The organism is Pseudoduganella buxea, assembly GCF_009720835.1.
In the GTDB taxonomy this organism is placed as follows: domain Bacteria; phylum Pseudomonadota; class Gammaproteobacteria; order Burkholderiales; family Burkholderiaceae_D; genus Rugamonas; species Rugamonas buxea.
On the sequence record NZ_WNKZ01000015.1, the window covers coordinates 56,723 to 80,917 of the forward strand.

Consider the following 24,195-nt stretch of genomic DNA (forward strand, 5'->3'; position numbering starts at 1 on the left):
CGCCCGGGATGGCCCGAGTGTCGAAGCCCAGGCCACGGTGCCGTGTGCGAGTTCAATGCTGTGATGAATGGATTATGAAGAAGGTCAAGAAGATTGTAATGCTGGGAACGAGCCTGGCGACAAAAGGGGGCATTGCCTCCGTCGTCCAGGTCTACCAGGACTGCGGGCTGTTCAGCCGGTTCCCCCTCCACTATATCGCCACGCACTGCGACGGCGGCGGCAAGGCCAAGCTGCAGATCATGCTGCGTGCCTATGTGGAATTGCTGGGCATGCTCATTGCAGGCAAGGTCGGGCTGGTGCATATCCATGTCGCCTCGCGGGCCAGTTTCTGGCGCAAGTACGGCCTGTTCCAGCTGGCCCACCTGTTCGGCGTGCCGTCCATCCTGCACCTGCATGGCGGCGGCTTCGCCACCTTCTATGAAAAAGAATGCGGTCCCGTCAAGCGCTGGCTGATCCGCCGGCTGTACGATAATGTCAGCCAGGTGCTGGTGATGTCGCAGCAATGGCAGGCCTGGGTGCGTGGTATCAGCAGCAATCCCCGCATCAGCGCACTGTACAACCCCGTCATCGCGGGACCGGCTCCGGCCGATTGGGCCGGCCGCGACGCGGCCTCCGTGCTGACCCTGGGACGCATGAACAAGGGCAAGGGCAGCTACGATTTGCTGGCCGCTGCGGCCGCCATGCCGCAGCCGGTGCGCCTGCTGCTGGGCGGCGATGGCGAACTGGAGCAGGTACGCCAGCGGGCCAACGAGCTGGGCATCGGCGACCGTCTGGAATTGCTGGGCTGGGTCGGCCCGGAGCAGAAACCCGGCTACCTGGCCCGCGCCACGCTGTTTGCGCTGCCTTCGTACGCCGAAGGCCTGCCGATGAGCGTGCTCGAGGCCATGGCGGCCGGATTGCCGGTCATCACCACGCCCGTTGGCGGCATCCCGGATGCCGTCACCGATGGCGTCGAAGGGTTCCTCGTGCAGCCGGGCGATGTCCAGACGCTGCGCGAGAAGCTGCAGCTGCTGCTGCAGGACCCCGAACTTGCCCGGCGCATGGGCGCGGCCGGCCGGCGCAAGATCGAAACCACATTCGCCAGCACGGTGGTCATGCCACGGCTGGAGCAGATTTACCTTGACTTGGGAAGTGCGCAGCGATGAGTACAGTTGCGTGGAAGATCAATCGTCTCCGATTGATGGGTGTGCCGGAAATCCTGTGGCGCGTGCAGCAGATGGCGCAGAAGAAGGCCAGCAAGGTTGGCTTCGGCCTGGTGGCAAAGGTCCCGGCGCCGTCGCTGGCGCGCTTTGGCGCGCCCTTCGTTGCCGGTGCGCCGCAGGACGTGGCCGCCTTGCGCGAAGCGGCGGACGCGGTGCTGGCGGGACGCTGGAACGTGTTTGCGATGAAGGGCATGAACCTGGGCTTCCCGCCCCAGTGGAACCGCGATCCGAAGACGGGTACCGCAGCGCCGATGAAGCTGGGCAAGGCCATCGACTACCGGCGCGAGTCCGTCGTGGGCGATATCAAATACCTGTGGGAACCGAGCCGGCACCTGGAACTGGTGACCCTGGCGCTGGCGTGGCGCGCCACCGGCGAGCAGCGCTATGCCGCTGGCGCCCGGCTGCTGCTGGAATCCTGGTTCGACCAGTGTCCTTACCCGATGGGGGTTCACTGGACCAGCTCGCTGGAACTGGCCGTGCGCCTGCTGAACTGGGCGTTTGCCTGGCAGTTGCTGGGTGGTGCGGACAGTGCCTTGTTCAAGGGCGAGGAGGGCACGCGCTTCCAGCGCCGCTGGCTCGATAATATCTACCGGCACTGCCACTTCATCCGCGGGTACTTCTCGCGCCACTCGTCGGCCAACAACCACCTGTTCGGTGAATACATGGGCCTGTTCGTCGCCAGCGTGCAATGGCCATGCTGGCCGGAAAGCGCGCGCTGGGAGGCGCTGGCCCGCCGTGGCCTGGAAGTCGAGGCCCTGAAACAGAATACCGAAGACGGCGTCAACCGGGAGCAGGCGATCTATTACCAGCACGAGGTGATGGACATGATGTTGCTGTGCCATCACATCGGCCTGGCCAACGGTGCCGGTTTCTCCGCCCCTTACCTCGAACGGCTGGAGCGCCTGGCCGAGTTCGTTGCCGCGCTGATGGACGTGGGCGGCAATGTGCCGATGACGGGCGACGCCGACGACGCCCAGATGGTGCGCCTGTCGTACGAAGGCGGCTGGAGCCCGTACCGCTCGCTGCTGGCCAGCTGCGCGCTGTTGTTCCAGCGGAGCGACTTCAAGCGCAAGGCGGGCGCGCTGGACGACAAGAACCGCTGGCTGTTCGGCGCCGATGCCGCGGCGCGGTGGCAAGCCTTGCCGACGGCCGGCGCCGAGCAGCCCGTCACGGCCTTCCCCCAGGGCGGCTATTTCCTGCTCGGCAAGGATTTCGGCACGCCGGACGAAGTGCGGGTCGTAATCGACTGCGCGCCGCTGGGCTACCTGTCGATCGCCGCGCACGGTCATGCCGATGCTTTGTCCTTCACGCTGTCGGCCGGCGGCGAGGAGCTGCTGATCGATCCCGGTACCTATGCGTATCACACGCAGAAGATGTGGCGCGATTACTTCCGCAGCACGGCGGCCCACAACACGGTGCAGGTTGACCGGCAGGACCAGTCCGAAATCGGCGGCAACTTCATGTGGCTGAAGAAGGCCAACGCCCGGTTGCTGTCGCACCAGGCGGACGGCGCGGTACAGCACTTCGAAGGCGAGCACGACGGCTACCGGCGCCTGGCCGACCCGGTCGGGCACCGGCGCCGCATCGAATTCGATGCCACGGCCGGGATGCTGGTCGTGACGGATGTGCTGGAATGCCGCGGCGAGCACGACATCGCACTGCACTGGCAGTTTGCCGAAGGCTGCACTGTCACCGTCGCCGGTGGCGGCCTGCGCGTCAACGGCCGCCGGCAGTCCCTGGCTATGACGTGCTCGTCGGGCAACGACGTGGAGCTGCTGCGTGGCAGCGACGTGCCGCTGGGCGGCTGGATCTCGCGCCAGTTCGACGAAAAGAGTCCGATCAGCACGGCCGTCTGGCACGCCCGCATCGCCGGCACGACGACGTTCGTCACGCATATCCGCATTGGACATGGCGGGACCCGTCAGGAATGAACGACCGGCGTGCTGACGCATGTCCCGGGAAAATCTTGTAGTCACAATTGTGTTGTAAAATGCATATTGGAATCGCTGTCACACTTGTGTTCCGGCGGCAGTCTTACTCAATTTCGTTGTAAAAATCGCACCGCCGCTTCACGTCGTGGGGCGACAGCCGCGATACGCAAGCCAGCCTTCGGGGCGCCGGGCGTGTCAAGCCGATCAGGTGCGATGGGCGTAGTAACACAAACATTTAAGGAGCAGTATCTTGAAAATCAGTATCTTCGGTCTGGGTTATGTGGGCGCCGTGTCGGCGGGTTGCCTGGCGACGGATGGCCATGACGTCATCGGTGTGGACCCGAACCGCACCAAGGTGGACCTGATCAACGGCGGCACCACGCCGATTATCGAAAAAGACATCGGGGAAATGATTTCCAAGACGGTGCAAGAAGGCAAGCTGCGCGCCACCATCGACGTGCGCGACGCCGTATTGAACAGCGACATGTCGCTGATCTGCGTCGGTACCCCGTCCCAGCTGAACGGCAACCTCGACCTGTCGCACGTGCGCAAGGTGTGCGAGCAGATCGGCGAAGCGATCAAGGAAAAGGACAGCTTCCACGTCGTCGTCGCCCGCAGCACGATGCTGCCGGGCTCGATGCGCGCCGTCGTCATCCCCACCCTGGAACAGGCCTCGGGCAAGAAGGCCGGCGTCGATTTCGGCGTCTGCAACAACCCCGAGTTCCTGCGCGAAGGCACGGCCGTCTACGATTACTACCATCCGCCGAAGACCGTCATCGGCGAGACCGACGAACGCGCCGGCGAGATGCTGGTCAAGCTGTACGAGAAAATGGAAGCGCCGATGGTGCGCACCGACGTCGAGACGGCCGAAATGGTCAAGTACACGGACAACACGTGGCACGCCGTGAAGGTGGCCTTCGCCAACGAGATCGGCAATATCTGCAAGGCCGTCGGCATCGATGGCCACAAGGTCATGGAGATCTTCTGCCAGGACACCAAGCTGAACCTGTCGCCTTACTACATGAAGCCCGGCTTCGCCTTCGGCGGCTCCTGCCTGCCGAAAGACGTGCGCGCGCTGACCTACAAGGCCCGTTCGCTGGACCTGGAACTGCCGCTCCTGGATTCGATCCTGCCGTCGAACCGCAAGCAGGTCGAGAAGGGCGTCAACATGATCGTCGACAAGGGCAACCGCAAGGTCGGCATCCTGGGCTTCTCGTTCAAGGCCGGCACCGACGACCTGCGCGAGTCGCCGCTGGTGGACGTCATCGAGCACCTGCTGGGCAAGGGCTATGAACTGAAGCTGTACGACAAGAACGTCAACCTGGCCGCGCTGACGGGCGCCAACCAGGACTATATCCTGAACCACATTCCGCACATCTCGAAGCTGATGGTGAACTCGATGGAAGAAGTGCTGGCCTTCGCCGACACCGTCGTCATCGGCAACGGCGCGGCCGAATTCAAGCAGGTTCCCGGCCTGTTGAAGGAAGGCCAGATCATCGTCGACCTGGTACGCATCAGCAAGGAGCAAAGCGGAGGTCAGTACGATGGCATCTGCTGGTAACACGATGCAGCGCGCCGGCCACGGCCGGCGTGTCCTGATCCTGGTCGAGAACCTGCCGTCGCCGTTCGACCGCCGCGTGTGGCAGGAAGCCACCACCTTGCATGCGAACGGCTACCAGGTATCGATCATCTGCCCGACCGGCAAGGGTCACGAGAGCCGCTACGAGGAAATCGACGGCATCCATATCTACCGCTACAAGCTGCCGCTGGAAGCGGAAGGCGCCAAGGGCTACGCGATCGAGTATTCGGCCGCGCTGTTCCACACCTTCCGCCTGGCGATCAAGGTCATGCGCGAGCGCGGCTTCGACATCATTCACGCCTGCAATCCGCCCGACCTGCTGTTCCTGATCGGCGGCTTCTTCAAGCTGACGATGGGCAAGAAGTTCGTGTTCGACCACCACGACATCAATCCGGAACTGTACGAAGCGAAGTTCGGCCGGCGCGATTTCTTCTACAAGCTGATGGTGCTGTTCGAGCGCTGGTCGTTCAAGACTTCCGACGTGTCGATCGCCACCAACGAGTCCTACAAGCGCATCGCCATCGAGCGCGGCGGCATGGACCCGGACAAGGTGTATGTCGTGCGCAGCGGTCCGAAGCTCGACCGCCTGCGCGTGCTGCCGCCGGTGGACGCGCTGAAGAAGGGCCGCCGTTTCCTGGTCGGCTATGTCGGCGTGATGGGCGCGCAGGAAGGCATCGACCTGCTGCTCGAGGCAGCCCGCTATCTGATCGTCGACATGAAGCGTACCGACGTGCATTTCGGCCTGGTCGGCGGCGGCACGTCGCTCGACCAGATGAAGGCGCTGGCCGTGAAGATGGGCATCGCCGACTACGTCACGTTCACGGGCCGCGTGCCGGACCAGGACCTGCTGGAGATGCTCAACACGTCCGACGTGTGCGTCAATCCGGACGTGGCCAACGACATGAACGACAAGTCGACCATGAACAAGATCATGGAATACATGGCGCTGGGCAAGCCGATCGTGCAGTTCGACCTGGTCGAAGGCAAGGTCTCGGCCCAGGAAGCGTCGTTGTACGCGGCCAAGAACGACCCGGTCGACATGGCCAGGAAGATCGCGGAACTGCTGGACGATCCGGTGCGCCGCGAGCGCATGGGCGCGTATGGCCGCAACCGCGTCGTCAACGAACTGGAATGGGAATACGAAGCACCGAAGCTGCTGGCAGCCTACGAGCGGCTGTATTCGGCCAATGCGCCGCTGCCCGGCGCGGTGCCGCCATCATACAAAGGAAGCTGAATGAAGATCCTGGTTACCGGAGGCATGGGCTACATCGGTTCGCACACGGTTGTCGAACTGCTGCAGTCCGGACATGAAGTCGTGGTGCTGGACAACCTGTCCAACGCCGATCCGTCCGTGCGCGAGCGCGTGACGAAAATCGCCGGCAAGTCGTTCGAGTTCGTCGAGGCCGACATCCGCGACCGCGTCGCCATGGAAGCGGCCTTCGCCGCCCACAAGGTCGACGCGGTGATCCACTTCGCCGGCCTGAAGGCCGTCGGCGAATCGGTGGCGCAGCCGCTGCGCTATTACGACAACAACGTGTCGGGCAGCGTCGTGCTGTTCGAGACAATGGCCAAGTTCGATGTCAAGTCGCTGGTATTCAGTTCTTCGGCGACGGTGTACGGCGATCCGGCCACGGTGCCCATCACGGAAGACTTCCCCCTGTCGGCCACCAATCCGTACGGCCGCAGCAAGCTGATGATTGAAGATATCCTGCGCGACCTGTACAAGGCCGACAGCAGCTGGCGCATTGCATTGCTGCGCTACTTCAATCCCGTCGGCGCGCACGAAAGCGGCTTGATCGGCGAAGCGCCGAACGGCATCCCGAACAACCTGCTGCCCTACGTGGCCCAGGTGGCGGAAGGCCGGCGCGAATTCCTGTCCGTGTACGGCGGCGATTATCCGACGCCGGACGGCACGGGCGTGCGCGATTACATCCACGTCGTCGACCTGGCCATCGGCCACGTGAAGACGCTGGACAAGCTGGCGACAGGTTCTGGCATTTTTACCTACAATCTTGGCACGGGCCGCGGTAACAGCGTGCTCGAAATGGTCCGCGCCTTCGAAGCGGCAAGCGGCAAGCAAGTCCCCTATAAGATCGTCGACCGGCGACCTGGCGACATTGCCGCCTGCTACGCAGATACGGCACATGCGGAGCGGGAACTGGGCTGGAAAGCCCAGTTCGATATCGCTCGCATGTGCACCGATGCATGGCGCTGGCAATCCTCACCGAAATAATTTCAAGGGGTTACCGATGAAAGCAATGATCCTCGCAGCCGGCAAAGGCACGCGTGTACGGCCATTGACTTACGAACTGCCGAAGCCAATGATCCCGATCCTGGGCAAGCCCGTGATGGCCTACCTGGTGGAACACCTGGCCCGCTACGGCGTGACCGAAATCATGGTCAACGTCAGCTATCTGCATGAAAAGATCGAAGAGTATTTCGGCGAAGGCCACCAGTTCGGTGTCCAGATCGGCTATTCCTTCGAGGGATACACGAACGACGACGGCGAAGTCGTGCCCGAGCCACTGGGCTCGGCCGGCGGCATGAAGAAGATCCAGGAGTTCGGCGGCTTCTTCGACGAAACCACGATCGTCCTGTGCGGCGATGCACTGATCGACCTGGACCTGAAGTCGGCCCTGTTCGAACACCGTCGCAAGGGCGCCCTGGCGACCGTCATCACGCGCGAAGTCCCGCTGGACAAGGTGTCCAGCTACGGTGTCGTCGTCAGCGACGCGGACGGCCGCATCACGGAGTTCCAGGAAAAGCCGTCACCGCAGGAAGCCAAGTCCAACTGTGTCAGCACCGGCATCTACATCTTCGAGCCGGAAGTGATCGACCTGATTCCGACCGACCGTCCGTTCGATATCGGCTCCGAGCTGTTCCCCCTGCTGGCCGAGAAGGGCATGCCCTTCTACAGCCAGACGCGCAAGTTCAACTGGATCGACATCGGTTCCGTCAAGGACTACTGGGAGGTGCTGCAAGGCGTCCTGCTGGGCGAAGTGGCCAACATGGCGGTGCCCGGCATCCAGGTCGATGAAGGCCTGTGGGTCGGCCTCAATACCAGCATCGACTGGAACGACGGCACGAAGATCGAAGGTCCCGTATATATCGGTTCCGGCGTCAAGATCGACGCGGGCGCCACCATCATCGGCCCCACATGGATCGGTCACGGCAGCCACATCTGCAGTGGTGCCACGGTGACGCGCAGCGTGCTGTTCGAATACACCCGTGTGTTACCGGATGTTACGCTCGACGAACTGATCGTCTTCAAGGACTATAGTGTCGACCGGGCCGGCGAGATGAAGCATGTCTCCGAATACGAGTCGGGCGAATGGGCCAATGCGCGCGACCGGCGTGCCGGGCGCCGCCCCCATCACGAACCCACTGCAGAATTACACCACTTACCACAGAAAAAAGCATGAAGATATATCCCGTTATCCTGTCCGGCGGCGCCGGCACCCGCCTGTGGCCCCTGTCCCGCGCGGCTTTGCCGAAGCAATTGCTGCCCCTGGTCAACGACAAGACCATGTTGCAGGACACGGCACTGCGCCTGAACGGCCGGCCGGAACTGATGCAGCCGCTGATTATCTGCGGCAATGAACACCGCTTCCTGGTCGCCGAGCAGCTGCGCGAGATCAAGATCAAGCCCCTGGGCATCCTGCTGGAACCGGAAGGCCGCAACACGGCGCCGGCCGTGGCCGCTGCTGCCCATTTCCTGAAGGCCCGGGACCCCGAGGCCGTCATGCTGGTGCTGCCGGCCGACCACGTCATCACCGACGCGGACGCCTTCTATGCGGCCATCGGCCGTGCCGCCAAGCTGGTCGAACACGGTTCGCTGGCCACCTTCGGCATCGTGCCGACGGGGCCGGAAACGGGCTACGGCTACATCAAGAGCGGCGAGCCGCTGCCGACAGGCGACGAGTGCTTCAAGGTCGAACGCTTCGTCGAGAAGCCGGACCGCGCCACCGCCGAAGGCTTTGTCGCCGCCGGCAACTACTACTGGAACAGCGGCATGTTCCTGTTCCGCGCCGACGCCTACCTGAAGGAACTGGAGCAGTTCCAGCCGGCCATCGCGGCGGCGACGCTGGAAGCGGTCAACAAGGGCTACAGCGACCTGGACTTCTGCCGCCTGGACGAAGCGGCCTTCGCGGCCAGCCCGTCCGACTCGATCGACTATGCCGTGATGGAACACACCCGTCACGCCGTCGTCGTGCCCGCGTCGATCGGCTGGAGCGATGTCGGCTCGTGGTCCGCGCTGTGGGAAGTGCAGGAACGTAACGACGACGGCAATGCCTGCCGTGGCGACGTCTACCTCGATGGCGTGAAGAATTCGCTGGTACGCGCGGAGAGCCGCTGCGTCGCCGTGATCGGCCTGGAAGACATCGTCGTGGTGGAAACCAACGATGCCGTGCTTGTCACGCACAAGGACCAGGTCCAGCGCGTCAAGAACGTCGTTGAACACCTGAAATGCCAGGACCGTACGGAACACCTGCACCACACCAAGGTGTACCGTCCATGGGGCTGCTACGAAGGCATCGACATCGGCGAGCGCTTCCAGGTCAAGCGCATCACCGTCAACCCGGGCGGCAAGCTGTCGCTGCAGATGCACCATCACCGCGCCGAGCACTGGATCGTCGTCTCCGGCACCGCGAAAGTAACGTGCGGCGACACGGTGAGCCTGCTGACGGAAAACGAGTCGACCTATATCCCCATCGGCATGAACCACCGCCTGGAAAACCCGGGCAAGCTGCCGCTGCACCTGATCGAAGTGCAGTCCGGCGGTTACCTGGGCGAAGACGACATCGTGCGTTTCGAGGACGTCTACCAGCGCACTTGAACCTGGCCTCCGAGGCTGGCGGGTATAATGAAAACGGAAGCTGCGGCTTCCGTTTTTTTTCGTCCTTTTTGTTCCCTTTCTGATCCAGGAGCCTCCACATCGTGCGACTCATTCTTTCGGCCCTGCTGCTGGCGGCCGCGCACGCCCATGCGCAAGGCCCGGCAGGCGGCCTGCAACCGTCCCAGCTGGCGCTGGTCATCAACGACGATGAGCCGAACAGCGTCGAGATCGGCGAGTTGTACCGCGTCGCACGGGGCATCCCGGACGCCAATATCGTCCATGTCCGCATCCCGAACCGGCCGAAGAAGCTGGACGCCGAGCAGTTCGAACGCCTGCGGCATGATATCGACAGCAAGCTGGGCCCCAATATCCAGGCAGTGCTGATGGTGTGGACCGCACCGTACGCGGTGGAGTGCAACGGCATCACGGCGGCCTATACGCTCGGCTTCGACGCCGACCAGTGCGCCAAGACCTGCCGGCCCGGCACGCCCAGCACCTATTTCAATCCGGCGCCGGGCGTGATGCCGTCCGACCGCAGCATGCGCCTGTCGATGCTGCTGCCGACCGAATCGGTGGAGCAAGCCAGGGCGCTGATCGAGCGGGGCAAGGCGAGCGGCTTCCGGGTTCCCACGGCGGGCGCGTATTTCCTGATCACGGGCGACAAGGCCCGCAACAGCCGCGCGCAGTTCTTCCCGCCGTCAGGCGCCGTGCCGAACCGCAAGCTGACCATCCACCGGCTGCGCGAGGACTATATCGAGGGCAAGCGCGACATCATGTTCTACCAGACCGGCCGCGTGCGTGTCGACAAGCTCGACAGCCTGCAGTTCCTGCCCGGCGCCCTGGCCGACCACCTGACGTCATTTGGCGGCGACTTGCTGGGGGAAGGGCAGATGAGCAGCCTGAAATGGCTGGAGGCGGGGGCCACGGCCAGCTACGGCACTGTCAGCGAACCGTGCAATTACTGGCAGAAATTCCCCAATCCGGGCGTCCTGCTGCGCCACTATCTGCTGGGGGCGACTGCCATCGAAGCCTACTGGCGCAGCGTGGCCTGGCCGTCCCAGGGCGTGTTCATCGGCGAACCGCTGGCCGCGCCCTATCGCCGCCGCTAGCCGCGCTGGCGCAGGCGCCGACTCATGATTCAGCATTTTCGGCGGCAAAAAACAGCGGTCGTCTTGGCAGATGAACCACACTGCCGACCCATCCCATAGTAAAATGATGAAAAAGCAATAGAATGACGGCGCTTAGCGCGACGATGCAGTCTGATCGTCTCACTTGCTGCCCTCGTTGCCCCGATGCCGCCTCGTCTGCCGAGCGCTGCGTCGGCTGCCGGCGGCACCGCCGCCGGCGTGTCTTCGGGGCTGCGCGGGCAGGGCCCGTCACGCCAGACAGCGTTGCCGCCATGGCCTTGCCGCCTGGCGCCGCAACCGGGATCGTACCGATCGGGACGTTTGATAGAGCAAAAAGTCCTGCAATTAAATAAAGCGCGCGCCGTTCCATGTATCTTGCGTCGTGCTACACAGCAATTCAAGCGTATCCATCCAGGAAAATTTATGAAAATAGCATTGTTCAAGACCTCGCAGCATGAAAACGAGCGACGCCTGCCGATCCATCCCCTGCACCTGCCCCTGATTCCCGAGGCACTGCGCAAGAACCTCGTGTTCGAAGCCGGCTACGGCAGCGATTTCGGCTTCAGCGACGACTATTTCAAGCAGCACGGTGTCGAAATGAGCGACTACGCTTCGCTGTTCGGAAAGTGCGAGATCATTGCCATGCCCAAGCCCCGCGTGTCCGACCTGGAACGGATGACGGAAGGCCAGACGCTGTTCGGCTGGGTCCATGCCGTGCAGCAGCGTCCCATCGCCCAGAAGGCAATCGACAAGAAGCTGACCTTGATCGCCTGGGAGGCAATGCACCACTGGAGCGCAGTGGACGAAAAGCAGATGCACGTGTTCTACACGAACAACGAGATCGCCGGCTACGCGGCCGTGCTGCACAGCCTGCAACTGCAGGGCATCGACGGTTTCTACGGCCCGCGCCGGCGCGTGCTGATCCTCGGTTACGGCTCAGTCAGCCGTGGCGCCATCCACGCCCTGCACGGACGCGGCTTCAACAATATCCACGTCTTCACCCGCCGCCCGTCGCACCTGGTTGCACACAAGAATCCGGACGTCTATTTCGGCCAGTACTACAACGACGCAGACGGCAAGCTGATGGTGCGCGACTCCGAGGGCCGCGTGCGTCCCCTGATCGAGGAAATCGCCGAAGCCGACATCATCTGCAACGGCATCCTGCAGGACCCGCTCGACCCCGTGATGTTCGTCGAGCCGGAGACGGTGGGCCGCATGAAAGAGCGCTCGCTGATCATCGACATCAGCTGCGACGAAGGCATGGGCTTCCCGTTCGCCCGTCCCACGACGTTCGACGAACCGACGTTCACCGTTGACCGTGGCGTCACGTATTACTCGGTGGACCACACGCCGACCTACCTGTGGAACGCCACCACGCGGGAAATCTCCAACTCGGTGCTGCAGTACCTGGACTTGCTGAGCCAGGGGCCGGATGCCTGGGAATCGAACAAGACCATCAACCGGGCGATCGAGATCAAGGACGGCATCGTCAAGAATCCCGCCATCCTGAAGTTCCAGAACCGTCACGAGCAGTACCCGCACGAGTACAAGAAGGGCCTGTAAGGGCGCAGGCGGAGCATGCCGGCCACGGTAGTGCTCGCGCCAGCCTGCCATCCCGCCACGCCGGCACTCTGCCGCACGGCCCTCCCATCGCGCCATCACGCGCGCCAAGCACAGGATTAGTCCGTTCGGACTAATCCTGTGTCATGAACCCGTCATGCCGTCCCGATAATATGTAAGTAATAACATGCAATTACTTTCATTAACATCGCAGGGAACTCCATGACCATTCACGCCACTCCGCGCGCCACCCCGGGCCGCCTGACCGTCCTTGCCGCCATGCTCGCCGGCCTGTCCGCGCCGGCGCTTGCCGCATCGAACGTCGTCATCAGCCAGGCCTATGGCGGCGGCGGCAACAGCGGCGCCACCATCAAGTCCGACTTCATCGAACTGTTCAACCGGGGCGACGCGCCCGTGGCGCTGGACGGCTGGAGCGTGCAGTACGCCAGCGCGGGCGGCTCCACGTGGCAGGTCACCAACCTGCCGGCCGTGACCTTGCAGCCGGGCCAGTACTACCTGGTGCAGCAGGCGTCCGGCAGCGGCGGCACCGTCGCGCTGGTGCCGGACACGGTCGGCACCATCCCGATGAGCGGCAGCGGCGCCAAGGTGGCCCTGGTGCGCGGTACGACGGCGCTGACGGGCGCCAATCCTGCCGGCACGGCCGTGGCCGACCTGGTCGGCTGGGGCGCGGCCAGCGGCTTCGAAGGCACGGCGCCCGCAGGCGGCACCGGCAACAGCACTGCCGTGCTGCGCAACGAGGCCGGCTGCATCGACACGGACAACAACAGCGGTGACTTCACGGTGGCCGCGCCGACCCCGCGCAACAGCAGCGCGCCCACCAACCAGTGCGGCGTCGTGCCGGTCCGGCCCATCGTGCCGAACTGCCCGGCCAGCCTGGGCGTGGCACAGGGCTACGCCGGCGTGGCCATGCTGTCGGCCAGTGACGCGGACGGCATCGTCAACGGCGCCGTCATCACCTCAGGCGCCGTGCCCGGCATCGCCCTGGTGAACTTCGCCGCCGCCAATGAAGCGGGCGCCAGCGCCAACGCGCGCCTGGAAGTGTCGGCCAATGTGCCGCTGGGCAGCTACCCGGTGACGATCCGCTTCGTCAACGACCAGGCCCAGGAAGCGTCCTGCACCGTCAACGTGGCCGTGCAGACCCTGGCCGCCGTCACCCGCACGATTCCCCAGATCCAGGGTGCCGGCGCGGCCAGCCCGTATGCCAACACGAGCCAGACGACGCAGGGCGTCGTCACGGCCAAGGTGGCGGGCGGCTTCTTCCTGCAGGACGCCAATGGCGACGGCGACCCCGCCACGTCCGACGGCCTGTTCATCTACAGCAGCAGCGCGGCGGACAATGTGTCGGTCGGCCAGCTGGTGCGCGTCACCGGTACCGTCGTCGAATTCACGCCGAACGGCGCCACCCGCTCGTACACGGAAATGAAGGACGTCACGGCGGTCGTCGCCCTGTCGGGCGGCCACAGCGTTGCACCGGCCAATATCGCCTTGCCGAATGCCCGCCTGGATCAGGTCGAAGGCATGCTGGTGCGCTTCACCGGCCCGCTGACGATCTCGCAGACGGCCTACGTGGGCAGCCGCGGCGAACTGACCCTGTCGTCCGGCCGCCTGGAAATCCCCACCAACCGTTACGCGCCCCGTTCGGCCGAAGCCCAGGCCCTGGCCGCCGCCAACGCCGCCAACCGCATCGTGCTGGACGACGGCCTGTTCACGACGCCGACGACGATCCCGTACATCGGCGAAGGCCCGACGGTGCGCGCCGGCGACACCGTCAGCGACCTGACGGGCGTGGTCGACTTCGGCGCGCTGGGCGGCGGCGGCGCCGGCTTCAAGCTGCAGCCGACGGTGGCCCCCGTGATCTCGCGCGACAATCCCCGCGAAGGCGCGCCGACGCTGCCATCGGGGAACGTGAAGGTCGCCAGCGCCAACGTGCTGAACTACTTCACCACCTTCACCAACGGCGCCAACGTGGCCGGCCAGACGGGCCAGGGCTGCACCATCGGCGGCAGCACGAGCCTGTCGAACTGCCGCGGCGCGGACAACCTGGCCGAATACATCCGCCAGCGCGACAAGATCGTCGCCGAACTGAAGGGCATCGACGCCGACGTGGTCGGCCTGATGGAAATCCAGAACGACGGCGACTATTCCACCGGTGTGCTGGTCGACAGCCTGAACGCCGCCTACGGCGCCACCGTGTACGCCGTCGTGCCGAAACCGCCGGCCACCGGCACGGACGCCATCCGCGTGGCGATGATCTACAAGCCGGGCAAGCTGGCCCTGGTGGGCACGGCCAAATCCGATGCCGACGGCATCAACAACCGTCCGCCGATGGCGCAGACCTTCCAGGCCACCAACGGCGGCAAGTTCAGCCTGGTGGTGAACCACCTGAAATCGAAGGGCGGCTGCCCGAGCGGCGGCGGCGTCAATGCCGACAACGGCGACGGCCAGTCCTGCTGGAACGGTACCCGCGTGCTGCAGGCCCAGCGTCTCGTCAACAGCTTCCTGCCGCAGGTGGTGGCGGCGGCCGGCGATCCGGACGTGCTCGTCATCGGCGACATGAATGCCTATGGCATGGAAGACCCGATCGCCACCATCACGGCGGCCGGCTATGTGAACCAGCTGGAACGCTTCATCCGCCCAACCGGCTTGCCTTACTCCTACGTGTTCGGCCACGAAGCGGGCTATCTGGACCACGCGCTGGCCAGCAACAGCCTGAGCCCGCAAGTTGCAGGCGCGGCCGAATGGCACGTCAATGCGGACGAACCGGAAGTGATCGACTACAACACGGACGGCAAGCCGCAGGACCTGTACAACGCGCTGCCTTACCGCGCGTCGGACCATGACCCCGTCGTCGTCAGCCTGAACCTGCTGCCGTCGGCCGTGGACGTGACGGCAGGCATCCAGAAGATCAGCTCGGGCCTGACCTTCAACCGCGCCACGGGCCTGTTCACGGGCACGGTTACCCTGGTGAACAAATCCGGCGCCACCCTGAATGGCCCGCTGCACCTGGTGCTGAACGGCCTGACCACCGGCGTGACCCTCGTCAATGCCAGCGGCAGCAAGGATGGCGCGCCCTACGTCACCAGCAACGCCAGCCTGGCGGCCGGTGCCTCGGTGACGCTGCCCGTCACCCTCCGCAACCCGAACAAGATCAACACCTCGTACTCGGCGGCCGTCTTCAGCGGCGCCTTCTAAGGACAGAACCATGAATCGTTTCGCACAATCGTCTTCCCTGCGCGCCGCCGTCGCCGCGCTGGTGCTGGCCATCTCCAGCGGCATGGCCAGCGCCGACACGACCCTGGCCGTGTCGATCGACACGAGCAATTTCGGCCAGGCTTCCGGCTGGCTGGACCTGCAGTTCAACGGCGCCGGCGACAGCGAGAGCCCGGCCGCCACCGTCACCTTGACGAACTTCAGCGGCTTCGACGCGCTGGCAGCGGTCGAGACGGCGGGGCAGGTGAGCGGTTCGCTGGCCACCGGCTACGTGATCGGCAATGGCGACAGCTTCAACGACCTGTTCCATGCAGTCGGCTACGGCAGCGTGCTGAGCTTTAACATCACCTTCAGCGGGGACGCCAACCTGTCCGTCGACATCGGCCAGTCCGTCTTCAGCGTGTCGGCCTTCGGCGCCGACAAGACCACCTTGCTGGGCGGCTCGTCGTCGCCGGACGGCAGCCTGGCCAGCGTGACGTGGACACCCGCCACGACGGTGGGTGGCTTCGGCACCACCGACGTGGCCACCTTCTCCAACGCGGCCACCATCTCGGCCGTGCCGGAGCCGTCGTCCTGGCTGATGCTGGGCATCGGCGGCATGCTGCTGGCCGGCGTGGCCCGCGCCCGCCGCGCATGACGTAACGTCCTGATGCAGTAACGCAGTCACGCGGCGCCTCGCGCCGATAAAAAAACCCGTTGCAGCGATCACGCTGCAACGGGTTTTTTTACGTCGTCAGGGCCTTCAGAACGCCACGCGCAAGCCCGCCGTCACATTGCGTCCGGCCAGCGGCGCGGCGTCGCGGATGAACGACGTGTGGCTGAACGCCAGTTCATCCGTCAGGTTGTTGATGCGGGCGTACAGCTGCGCCTGCTGGCCGCCCAGGCGCAGTTCGTAGTGACCGCCCAGGTTCAGCATCGCGTAGCCGTCCGTGGCCCGCTCGAACGGGCCCACCTTGTCCTGCTTGCCGACCCGCACCAGCTCCACGTTGCCGTGCCAGGCCTGCCAGTTGCCGTCCAGGCGCGCGCCGATGCGGTGGGCCGGAATGCGGGGCAGGTTGCCCGCGCCGTCGTCGAATTTCGCCCGCACGTAGTCGCCGAACAGGGTGGCTGACAGGGCCGGCGACAGCTTGTGGCGCAGCTCGCCCTCGATACCGGTGAAGACGGCATCGCGCTGGGCATATTCGATCAGCTGGAAGCCTTCGTGGTTGTCCAGGGTGCGGCCGTAGATGTAGTCGTTGACCCGGTTGCGGAAGGCGCTGACGGAGAACGTCGTGGCGCCGGCGAACTTGCGCAGGGTCAGGTCGACGTTGTTCGACGTTTCCTTCTTCAAGTCCTGGTTGCCCACTTCATAGGTGCTGGTGGCCAGGTGCACGCCGTCGGCATACAGTTCCTCGGCCGTCGGCAAACGGTGCGTGCGGGCCACGGTGGCGCCCAGCGAATACTGGGGTGCGAACTTCCACACGGCGCCGGCCGACACGGATGTGCCGCGTGCCTTGCGGCTCTCCAGCCCCGTGGCGTCGACGTCGATGTCCTGCCACTCGTGGCGTGCGGCAGCCTCGAAGCGCCAGGCATTCAAGCGGTATTCCTCGGTCAAGAAGGCGGCGTGTTTTTTCGTTACCGTCGGCGGCACATAGGCCTCGTCGCCAACCGCGGAGAAGTCGCGCCGGCCCGTCTGCAGGCCCAGTACGCCGCGCCACCCGCCCAGCGGCAGGTGTTCCAGTTCGACCCTGCCGTCGCGGGCCTTGTTGACGAAGGTGGTGGCCACGACGCCGTCGTCGATCTCGTCGTGACGGTAGTCCGTGTAGGCGGCGCGCACGCGCAGCCGGGAGAAGCCGGCCAGCGGATTGCTGTATTCGCCCCGCACGTCCCACCGTTCGCTGTCGAGCTTGACGACCGGTGGCGGTTCCTCGCCATGCTCGTGCTCGTGATCGTGGCCTTCTTCCTCTTCCTCGTGGCTGCCGCAATGGAGGTGGTCGCCATGCGGGTGGCAGCCGCCGAATTCGTGGTTGTGGCCGGGGATGCCGTACTCGCTGCGCTCCTTCGTGTAGGCCACGCCCAGGTAGCCGCGCGCGCCGATCCACGACAGGCCCACGCTGCCGCTGGTCGATTCGCGGAAGCTGCCCGTCACCGTGCGGCCGTCTTCCCAGCCCTTGCCGACACGGTAGTCGCCGGCATCGCGCCGGGCGCCTTCCGCGTGCACGGCCACGTTTCCGAAGCCGCCCGTCACCTCGAAGGCGCCGGTCTTTTCATCGGCGGCCGAATTGCCGCGCAATTCCATGCTGCCTTCGATGGGCTTGACGGGCATGGCCGTCGGGATCTTGCGGTCGAGGATATTGACGACGCCACCCACGGCGCCACTGCCGTAGGCCAGCGCGGACGGGCCGCGCAGCACTTCGATGCGTTCGGCCAGCAGCGGCTCGAAGGCCACTGCATGGTCCGGGCTGATGGTGGAGGCGTCCTGCACCTCGGCGCCGTCGGACAGGATCTTCACGCGCGGGCCGTCCATGCCGCGGATGACGGGACGTCCGGCGCCGGCGCCGAAGTGGGTGGACGTGATGCCGGGCTGGTTCTTCAGCGTGTCGCCCAGGGTCGACTCGCGTTCGCGCACCAGCCGGTCGCCGGCCAACGCCGTGACGGGCGTGATCATGTCGTCGCCCAGCAGGCCGAGGGCGCTGGCCGAGATGACGACGGTGGAGGCGCTGTCCGGATCGGCAGCCAGACGGCGGGTGTCGGCCTCGGCTGGGGCGGCATGCGCCGTCAGCGGTGGGACAAAGGCCAGCAGCAGGGCAAGCGCCAGCGGCGAGCGCGTGCAGGGGAGGTGGGACATCGGCTTTCCTTGTTCAGTTGATCGTCGCGGCCCGGACGGCAGCGTTCGAAGTCCAATAATGATAAGTCATTATCAATATTGGCTCAAGGGGGTGCTGGTTGCCCGGCCGCCGCTCGTGTATCCTTCGTCCATGCAACGCAATACACGCCAGAAAACCGCCATCCTGCACGCCATCGAACAGGCGCGCCGGCCCCTGTCGCCGCCGGAAGTGCTGGCCGCCGCCAGTGCCGACGTCAGCCAGCTGGGCATGGCCACCGTCTACCGCAACCTGAAGTCGCTCGTCGAGGACGGCGCCGTCACCGTCGTCACCCTGCCGGGTGAAGTGGCGCGCTACGAGCCCGTGGCCATCGGCGCCCACCACCATCACCATTTCCAGTGCACCGTGTGCCAGCGCGTGTTCGACGTGCATGCCTGCCCGGGCAACCTGGACAAGATGGCGCCACCCGGCTTCTCCGTCGAACGTCACGAAGTCACCTTGTACGGGCACTGCCCGGACTGCAAATAATCGCCTGAACAAGCGCCCCGCGCATGACCGCGTGAGCGCTTTCCTTCACCATTAACGATAATGGGTTATCATTATCGAATTGACGAAGGAGAGCTGCGATGAATGAACTGCTGGCGGTGGACGGCATGATGGTGATGTTCCTGCTGGGCCTGCGGCACGGCCTGGACCCGGACCATATTGCCATCGTCGATTCGATGACCTACCGGGATACGGAAAGAGATGGAAGGCGGGCCATGCGTGCCGGCACGCTGTTCGCCCTCGGCCATGGGCTGGCCGTGACGGCGGCGGGCCTGGCCCTGCACGGCATGCGCGGCGACATCGTGCCGGCGCCATGGCTGGCGGCGACGTTCGAATGGCTGCCCGTGGCGCTGTTGCTGCTGGTCGGTTCGCTGAACCTGAAGGGCCTGCTGCGCGCCCGCGAGTTCCGGCCGGCCGGCTGGCTGGGCTGCCTGGTGCCGCGCCTGAAGGACGGCGGTGCGGCAACGATGTTCGTCGTCGGCATCCTGTTCGCCCTCGTGTTCGACACGGCCGGTCACCTGGCCGCGCTGGGCAGGGAGGGCAATGGCGTGACGACGGCCATCCTGCTGGGCATCGCCTTCACGGCCGGCATGGTCGTCGTCGACGCATTCGACGCGCGCATGGTGGGCCGCCTGCTGGCCCGCTCGGGCCCGGCGGACGTGCTGCGCTACCGCCGTTCGGTGGGCTGGCTGATCGTCATTGCCGCCTACGGCGTGGCGGCCTATGGCATCGCCAGTGCCGCCTGGCCCGCGCTGGCGCTGGGCGAGGATGCATTGACCCTGGTCGGGCTGCTCATGGTGGCGGCGATGGCGCTGTTGCCCCTGTTGCAGCGTGGCGCACGGCGGGCGACAGCCGGCGGCTGACGCGCACCGCGCCGAGCGGGGCGCCGTGCAGCCACAGGAAGATCGCCGTCGCGGCGCCAGCACCGGCCAGCTGCGCCAACACGAACGCGGGTACATCGGCCAGGCGTAGCGCACCGGCTGCGCCGAAAGCCCTCGCCAACGTCATGGCCGGGTTCATGAAGGCCGACGAAGAAGTAAACCAGCACGCCGCCATCACGTAGGCCGACACGGCAAACGGCGCCACGACGGGGCGCGAGCGCCCGCAGCCGATAAAGACGCACAGCAGGCCGAAGGTGGCGACGAACTCGCCCAGCCACTGGTTTGCGCCGGTGCGCACCGCCTGCGTGGCCACCATCAGCTCCAGCCCGTACATGCCGTGCACGGCGGCCGCGCCGGCCATGGCGCCAAGCGCCTGGACGCCGATATATGGCGCCACGTGGCGCACGGGCAGCGCGCCGCGCCATGCTTGCGACAAGGTCAGCACGGGATTGAACAGGCCCCCGGAAATGCCGCCGAAGGTGAGGATCAGCACGGCCAGCCCGGTGGCGCCCACCAGCGCGCTGACCAGCAGCGCCAGCGCGGCATCGCCCGCCGCCAGGCGCTGCGCGGCAATGCCGGCGCCGCCGCCGATCGCCAGCAGCAGGGCCGTGCCGACCAGTTCCGCCGCCAGACACTTCGCCAAAGCCATCGTCATTCCTGTCACCGTCGCATTCGAAGCGCGTACTGTAGAGCAGGGCGATGTGTGGCGCTATCAGGGGCGGGCTATACCCGGTATCAGTGGCCGTGACGAGTCCAGGCAACGATTTTGCATTCCGCGCATGCAACAACTGTCGCGAGCCCGCGTGCCGGAACAGTCGTCGTTCGTTATCAAAAATGAGCCGGTGAGCGATACAGCGCTACCCGACGTCGGCCGGCTTGCTGCCGATCAGCTTGCACCCGCACTCGGTCGTGCACCCTTCGACCGCGACCGGTACGCCATTGACGGTGAAGGACTGATGGGCAGTGACAATCTTGTTGACGCCATGCGGTTTGCCTCCAGGGTAGACCTGCGGGCAGGCCACCTTGTCCCCGAGCCTTGCAATGGCACGCCCACGAATATCATGGTTTGGCGAGCCGCTGATGACGGTTCCGCCATGGTCGGTCTTGTCGCCCACCGTGATGATTTTCAAAGGCATGGCGCTCTCCCTGTCATTTGGTGATGTCAGTAGCTCGGCGGGCCGTCCGGCTCGGGCTCGATGGTGCCCTGGATGCCGTTCCATGCGGGCAGTTCCGCGGGAGGTAGTGGCAGCACTTTGTCCAGTCGGGTCAGTTTCAGGTCGGGATTTAGGTCGAGTGCCTGGTAGATTTGGTGATACCGGCTTTCACGCTCCGGATCGGGCAAGATATCGAGTTCTTTGAGCGCCGCCTGCTCTTGTTTGTCACGCAAACTCCACTCTTTACTGTCGAAAAAAAACATCAAAGATACTGCAGCTTCTTTGCTGCCGAACCGCGTCCCCGCCTGATAATACTCCAGTGCCGTCCTAAAATCCTTTCGAAGTTTTGCTGACATTCCCAGGTCGTAGGCGGCAGGGCCGTGGTCCTGCCTGTACGCGCACATTACGATCGCTTTCTCGGCATCTCGGCGTTCGGCCTTCAGGTACGCGCTCGCCAAAGCCATCTGCGCTTCCGGACTGCCAAGCTCCGCCGCCTTCCGGTAATAGGCCCAAGCGATTTTGTCATCCTGAGCAGCGCCCCCGTAGCCATGCTCGTGCGCGACGCCGAGGTCGTAGTAGCCCCAGGCTTGGCCGGCCGCGACGGCCGAGCGCAGGATTTCCACCAGCTTGTCCGCATCCGGATCGAGCACGTGGTTCTTCTCGAGGGGACCGAGGCCATTGCGATAGAAGTAGGCCATCAATGCGCGTGCACCCCAGTCGCCCTGGTTTGCGGCGGCCTGCACGTCGTGCAGGATGCCGAGCGCTTCCTGGCGCGTCAGCTGCCACTCGATCTTGCTGCGCCACAGCTTGCGGGCATTGATGTAGAGCCGGTAGGCGGCCGGATCGCGCGTCTTCGGCATCGTGTCCTTCCAGCGTCCGCAGGTCGGGATCGGGCCGTTGACATCGAACGCCTGCAAGCCGGCGGGAATGGTATGCATCCTCAAGTACTCCAGATGTTTGGCAAAGGCATAGACCCCTGCCGCGGCAGCGAGCGATGCGCAGACAAAAATGCACCAGCGGCGAAGAGGGGGCATGGTTGAAAAGTGGGATCGGAATGTGCGAAGGCGGAAAAGCGATGACGTCAGTAGCTCGGCGGGCCGTCCGGCTCGGGCTCGATGGCGTCCTGGATGCCGTTCCATTCGGGTAGTTCCGCAGGAGGCAGCGGCAGCACCTTGTCCAGCCGGGTCAGTTTCAGGTCGGGGTTGAGGTCGAGTGCCTGGTAGATCTGGTGATACCGGTTTTCACGCTCCGGATCGGGCAGGATTTCGAGTCCTTTGAGCGCAAGCTGATCCTGCCTGTCACGAGAACTCCAGTGCTTAGTGTCAAACATAATTCGTAGCGCTACCGCAGAATCCTTGCTTCCGAACCGCGTCGCCGCCTGATAATGCTCCAGCGCTGCGGCAAAATTCTTGCGAAGCTCAGCATAGCTTCCGAACTTATCGGCTGCAGGTCCATGCCTTTGGTTATACGCGCAAGTTATCATCGTCTCCTCATCATCGCGACGGCCGGCCTTTAGGTACTCGCTTGCCAACGTCATCTGCGCTTCCGGGCTGCCGAGCTCCGCCGCCTTCCGGTAATAGGCCCATGCGATCTTGTCATCCTGCGCGGCACCGCCGTAGCCATGCTCGTGCGCGACGCCGAGATCGTAGTAGCCCCAGGCCTGGCCGGCCGCGACGGCCGAGCGCAGGATTTCCACCAGCTTGTCCGCATCCGGATCGAGCACGTGGTTCTTCTCGAGGGGACCGAGGCCATTGCGATAGAAGTAGGCCATCAATGCGCGTGCTCCCCAGTCACCCTGGTTCGCGGCGGTCTGTACGTCGTGCAGGATGCCAAGCGCTTCCTGGCGCGTCAGTTGCCACTCGATCTTGCTGCGCCATAGCTTGCGTGCATTGATGTAGAGCCGGTAGGCGGCAGGATCGCGCGTTTTCGGCATCGTGTCCTTCCAGCGTCCGCAGGTCGGGACCGGACCGTTGACGTCGAACGCCTGCAAGCCGGGGGGAATGGTATGCATCTTCACGTACTCCAGATGTTTGGCAAAGGCATAGGCCCCTGCCGCGGCAGCGAGCGATGCGCAGACAAAAATGCACCAGCGGCGAAGAGGGGGCATGGTTGAAAGAGGGTTCGAAACGCGGTGAACGTGCGGTAGCAATGACGTCAGTAGCTCGGCGGGCCGTCCGGCTCGGGCTCGATGGCGTCCTGAATGCCGTTCCATTCGGGTAGTTCCGAAGGAGGCAGCGGCAGCACTTTATCGAGGCGAGTCAGTTTCAGATCGGGGTTGAGGTCGAGTGCCTGGTAGATTTGGTGATACCGGCTTTCACGCTCCGGATCGGGCAAGATTTCGAGTCCTTTGAGCGCAAGCTGATCTTGTTTGTTGCGCAAACTCCATTTTTTGCTGTCAAATATGATCCTCAGCGCTACCGCAGAATCCTTGCTGCCGAACCGCGTCCCCGCCTGAAAATACTCCAGCGCTGCCTTAAAATCCTTGCGAAGCTTTGCTGAGATTCCCAAATCATAGGCCGCTGGGCCGTGACCTTGAGCGTACGCGCACATCACCATCACTTCCTCGGCATCGCGGCGTTCGGCCTTCAGGTACGCGCTCGCCAGTGCCATCTGCGCTTCTGGGCTGCCGAGCTCCGCTGCCTTTCGGTAATAGGCCCAAGCGATTTTGTCATCCTGAGCAGCACCCCCGTAGCCATGCTCGTGCGCGACGCCGAGGTCATAGTGGCCCCAGGCTTGGCCGGCCGCGACGGCCGAGCGCAATATTTCCACTAGCTTGTCTGCATCTGGGTCGAGCACTTTGTTCTTCTCGAGCGGACCGAGGCCGGACCGGTAGAAGTTGGCCATCAATGCACGTGCTCCCCAGTCGCCTTGGTTCGCAGCAGCCTGCACGTCGTGCAAGATGCCGAGCGCCTCCTGGCGCGTCAGCTGCCACTCAATTTTGCTGCGCCATATCTTGCGTGCATTGATGTAGAGCCGGTAGGCGGCAGGATCGCGCGTTTTCGGCATCGTGTTTTTCCAGCGTCCGCAGGTCGGAATCGGGCCTTTGACATCGAACGCCTGCAAGCCGGGGGGAATGGTATGCATCTTCACGTACTCCAGATGTTTGGCAAAGGCATAGGCCCCTGCCGCGGCAGCGAGCGATGCGCAGACAAAAATGCACCAGCGGCGAAGAGGGGGCATGGTTGAAACAGGGTTCGAACGCGGTGAACGTGCGGTAGCAATGACGTCAGTAGCTCGGCGGGCCGTCCGGCTCGGGCTCGATGGCGTCCTGGATGCCGTTCCATTCGGGTAGTTCCGCAGGAGGCAGCGGCAGCACCTTGTCCAGCCGGGTCAGTTTCAGGTC

The 24,195-nt window shown here is 64.5% G+C and carries 19 protein-coding genes; 13 read left to right on the top strand and 6 right to left on the bottom strand.

Features of this window, described 5'->3' with window-relative positions; genetic code table 11:
* Window positions 1-98: 98 nt before the first annotated feature.
* The 11 genes from GM672_RS07930 (at window position 99) to GM672_RS07980 (ending at window position 16,104) form a co-directional block, all read left to right on the top strand.
* Entirely contained in the window at window positions 99-1,145 is a 1,047-nt protein-coding gene (locus tag GM672_RS07930) for a glycosyltransferase family 4 protein (RefSeq protein ID WP_170299976.1), read from the top strand.
* Window positions 1,142-3,133 carry a heparinase II/III family protein gene (locus tag GM672_RS07935; RefSeq protein ID WP_155469988.1) on the top strand — a complete coding sequence of 664 codons (1,992 nt, stop codon included), beginning with the start codon at window positions 1,142-1,144 and terminating at the stop codon, window positions 3,131-3,133. Before GM672_RS07930 ends, GM672_RS07935 begins: the two co-directional genes overlap by 4 nt.
* A 250-nt stretch (window positions 3,134-3,383) precedes the next feature.
* The gene (locus GM672_RS07940) at window positions 3,384-4,694 is read left to right on the top strand and encodes a nucleotide sugar dehydrogenase (RefSeq protein WP_155469989.1); all 1,311 of its coding nucleotides are present in this window, start codon (window positions 3,384-3,386) and stop codon (window positions 4,692-4,694) included.
* Window positions 4,678-5,946, top strand: coding sequence for a glycosyltransferase family 4 protein (locus GM672_RS07945; protein WP_229417616.1), 1,269 nt, complete (start codon window positions 4,678-4,680; stop codon window positions 5,944-5,946). Before GM672_RS07940 ends, GM672_RS07945 begins: the two co-directional genes overlap by 17 nt.
* Window positions 5,947-6,945: a UDP-glucose 4-epimerase GalE gene (galE, locus tag GM672_RS07950; protein ID WP_155469990.1), complete on the top strand. Its 999-nt coding sequence runs from the start codon at window positions 5,947-5,949 to the stop codon at window positions 6,943-6,945.
* A 16-nt stretch (window positions 6,946-6,961) separates the two neighbouring features.
* A complete protein-coding gene (locus tag GM672_RS07955; protein WP_155469991.1) occupies window positions 6,962-8,134 on the top strand; it encodes a nucleotidyltransferase family protein in 1,173 nt (390 codons plus the stop codon).
* Window positions 8,131-9,549 (top strand): mannose-1-phosphate guanylyltransferase/mannose-6-phosphate isomerase, encoded by a 1,419-nt coding sequence (locus GM672_RS07960; protein WP_155469992.1) that lies wholly within the window; start codon window positions 8,131-8,133, stop codon window positions 9,547-9,549. Before GM672_RS07955 ends, GM672_RS07960 begins: the two co-directional genes overlap by 4 nt.
* Window positions 9,550-9,650: 101 nt before the next feature.
* Window positions 9,651-10,658 (top strand): TIGR03790 family protein, encoded by a 1,008-nt coding sequence (locus GM672_RS07965; RefSeq protein ID WP_308807489.1) that lies wholly within the window; start codon window positions 9,651-9,653, stop codon window positions 10,656-10,658.
* A gap of 441 nt (window positions 10,659-11,099) precedes the next feature.
* On the top strand, window positions 11,100-12,239 hold the full coding sequence (locus tag GM672_RS07970; RefSeq protein WP_155469993.1) for a Rossmann-fold NAD(P)-binding domain-containing protein: 1,140 nt from the start codon (window positions 11,100-11,102) through the stop codon (window positions 12,237-12,239).
* Between the two features lie 219 nt (window positions 12,240-12,458).
* Entirely contained in the window at window positions 12,459-15,449 is a 2,991-nt protein-coding gene (locus tag GM672_RS07975) for an ExeM/NucH family extracellular endonuclease (RefSeq protein ID WP_155469994.1), read from the top strand.
* Between the two features lie 10 nt (window positions 15,450-15,459).
* Window positions 15,460-16,104, top strand: coding sequence for an NF038129 family PEP-CTERM protein (locus tag GM672_RS07980; protein WP_155469995.1), 645 nt, complete (start codon window positions 15,460-15,462; stop codon window positions 16,102-16,104).
* A gap of 105 nt (window positions 16,105-16,209) precedes the next feature.
* Here the strand turns inward: GM672_RS07980 and GM672_RS07985 are convergent, their stop codons facing one another.
* Entirely contained in the window at window positions 16,210-18,294 is a 2,085-nt protein-coding gene (locus GM672_RS07985) for a TonB-dependent receptor domain-containing protein (protein ID WP_155469996.1), read from the bottom strand.
* A gap of 130 nt (window positions 18,295-18,424) precedes the next feature.
* On the opposite strand from GM672_RS07985, the gene GM672_RS07990 reads away from it, so the two are divergent.
* Together GM672_RS07990 and GM672_RS07995 are read left to right on the top strand one after the other, a co-directional pair.
* Entirely contained in the window at window positions 18,425-18,799 is a 375-nt protein-coding gene (locus GM672_RS07990; protein WP_155469997.1) for a Fur family transcriptional regulator, read from the top strand.
* A gap of 98 nt (window positions 18,800-18,897) precedes the next feature.
* Complete coding sequence (locus tag GM672_RS07995; RefSeq protein ID WP_155469998.1) at window positions 18,898-19,680, top strand: HoxN/HupN/NixA family nickel/cobalt transporter; 783 nt, start codon at window positions 18,898-18,900, stop codon at window positions 19,678-19,680.
* Here GM672_RS07995 and GM672_RS08000 read toward each other — a convergent pair.
* The 5 genes from GM672_RS08000 to GM672_RS08020 all read right to left on the bottom strand — a co-directional run bounded on the left by GM672_RS08000 (window position 19,610) and on the right by GM672_RS08020 (window position 24,032).
* Complete coding sequence (locus GM672_RS08000; protein ID WP_155469999.1) at window positions 19,610-20,347, bottom strand: aquaporin; 738 nt, start codon at window positions 20,345-20,347, stop codon at window positions 19,610-19,612. The two genes, GM672_RS07995 and GM672_RS08000, sit on opposite strands and share 71 nt — an antisense overlap.
* A gap of 208 nt (window positions 20,348-20,555) precedes the next feature.
* Window positions 20,556-20,834 (bottom strand): PAAR domain-containing protein, encoded by a 279-nt coding sequence (locus GM672_RS08005; RefSeq protein ID WP_155470000.1) that lies wholly within the window; start codon window positions 20,832-20,834, stop codon window positions 20,556-20,558.
* A 26-nt stretch (window positions 20,835-20,860) separates the two neighbouring features.
* Window positions 20,861-21,790 carry an SEL1-like repeat protein gene (locus GM672_RS08010; RefSeq protein ID WP_229417617.1) on the bottom strand — a complete coding sequence of 310 codons (930 nt, stop codon included), beginning with the start codon at window positions 21,788-21,790 and terminating at the stop codon, window positions 20,861-20,863.
* A 143-nt stretch (window positions 21,791-21,933) separates the two neighbouring features.
* Window positions 21,934-22,959 (bottom strand): SEL1-like repeat protein, encoded by a 1,026-nt coding sequence (locus tag GM672_RS08015; protein ID WP_229417618.1) that lies wholly within the window; start codon window positions 22,957-22,959, stop codon window positions 21,934-21,936.
* A 47-nt stretch (window positions 22,960-23,006) separates the two neighbouring features.
* Entirely contained in the window at window positions 23,007-24,032 is a 1,026-nt protein-coding gene (locus GM672_RS08020) for an SEL1-like repeat protein (protein WP_155470001.1), read from the bottom strand.
* Between the last annotated feature and the right edge of the window lie 163 nt (window positions 24,033-24,195).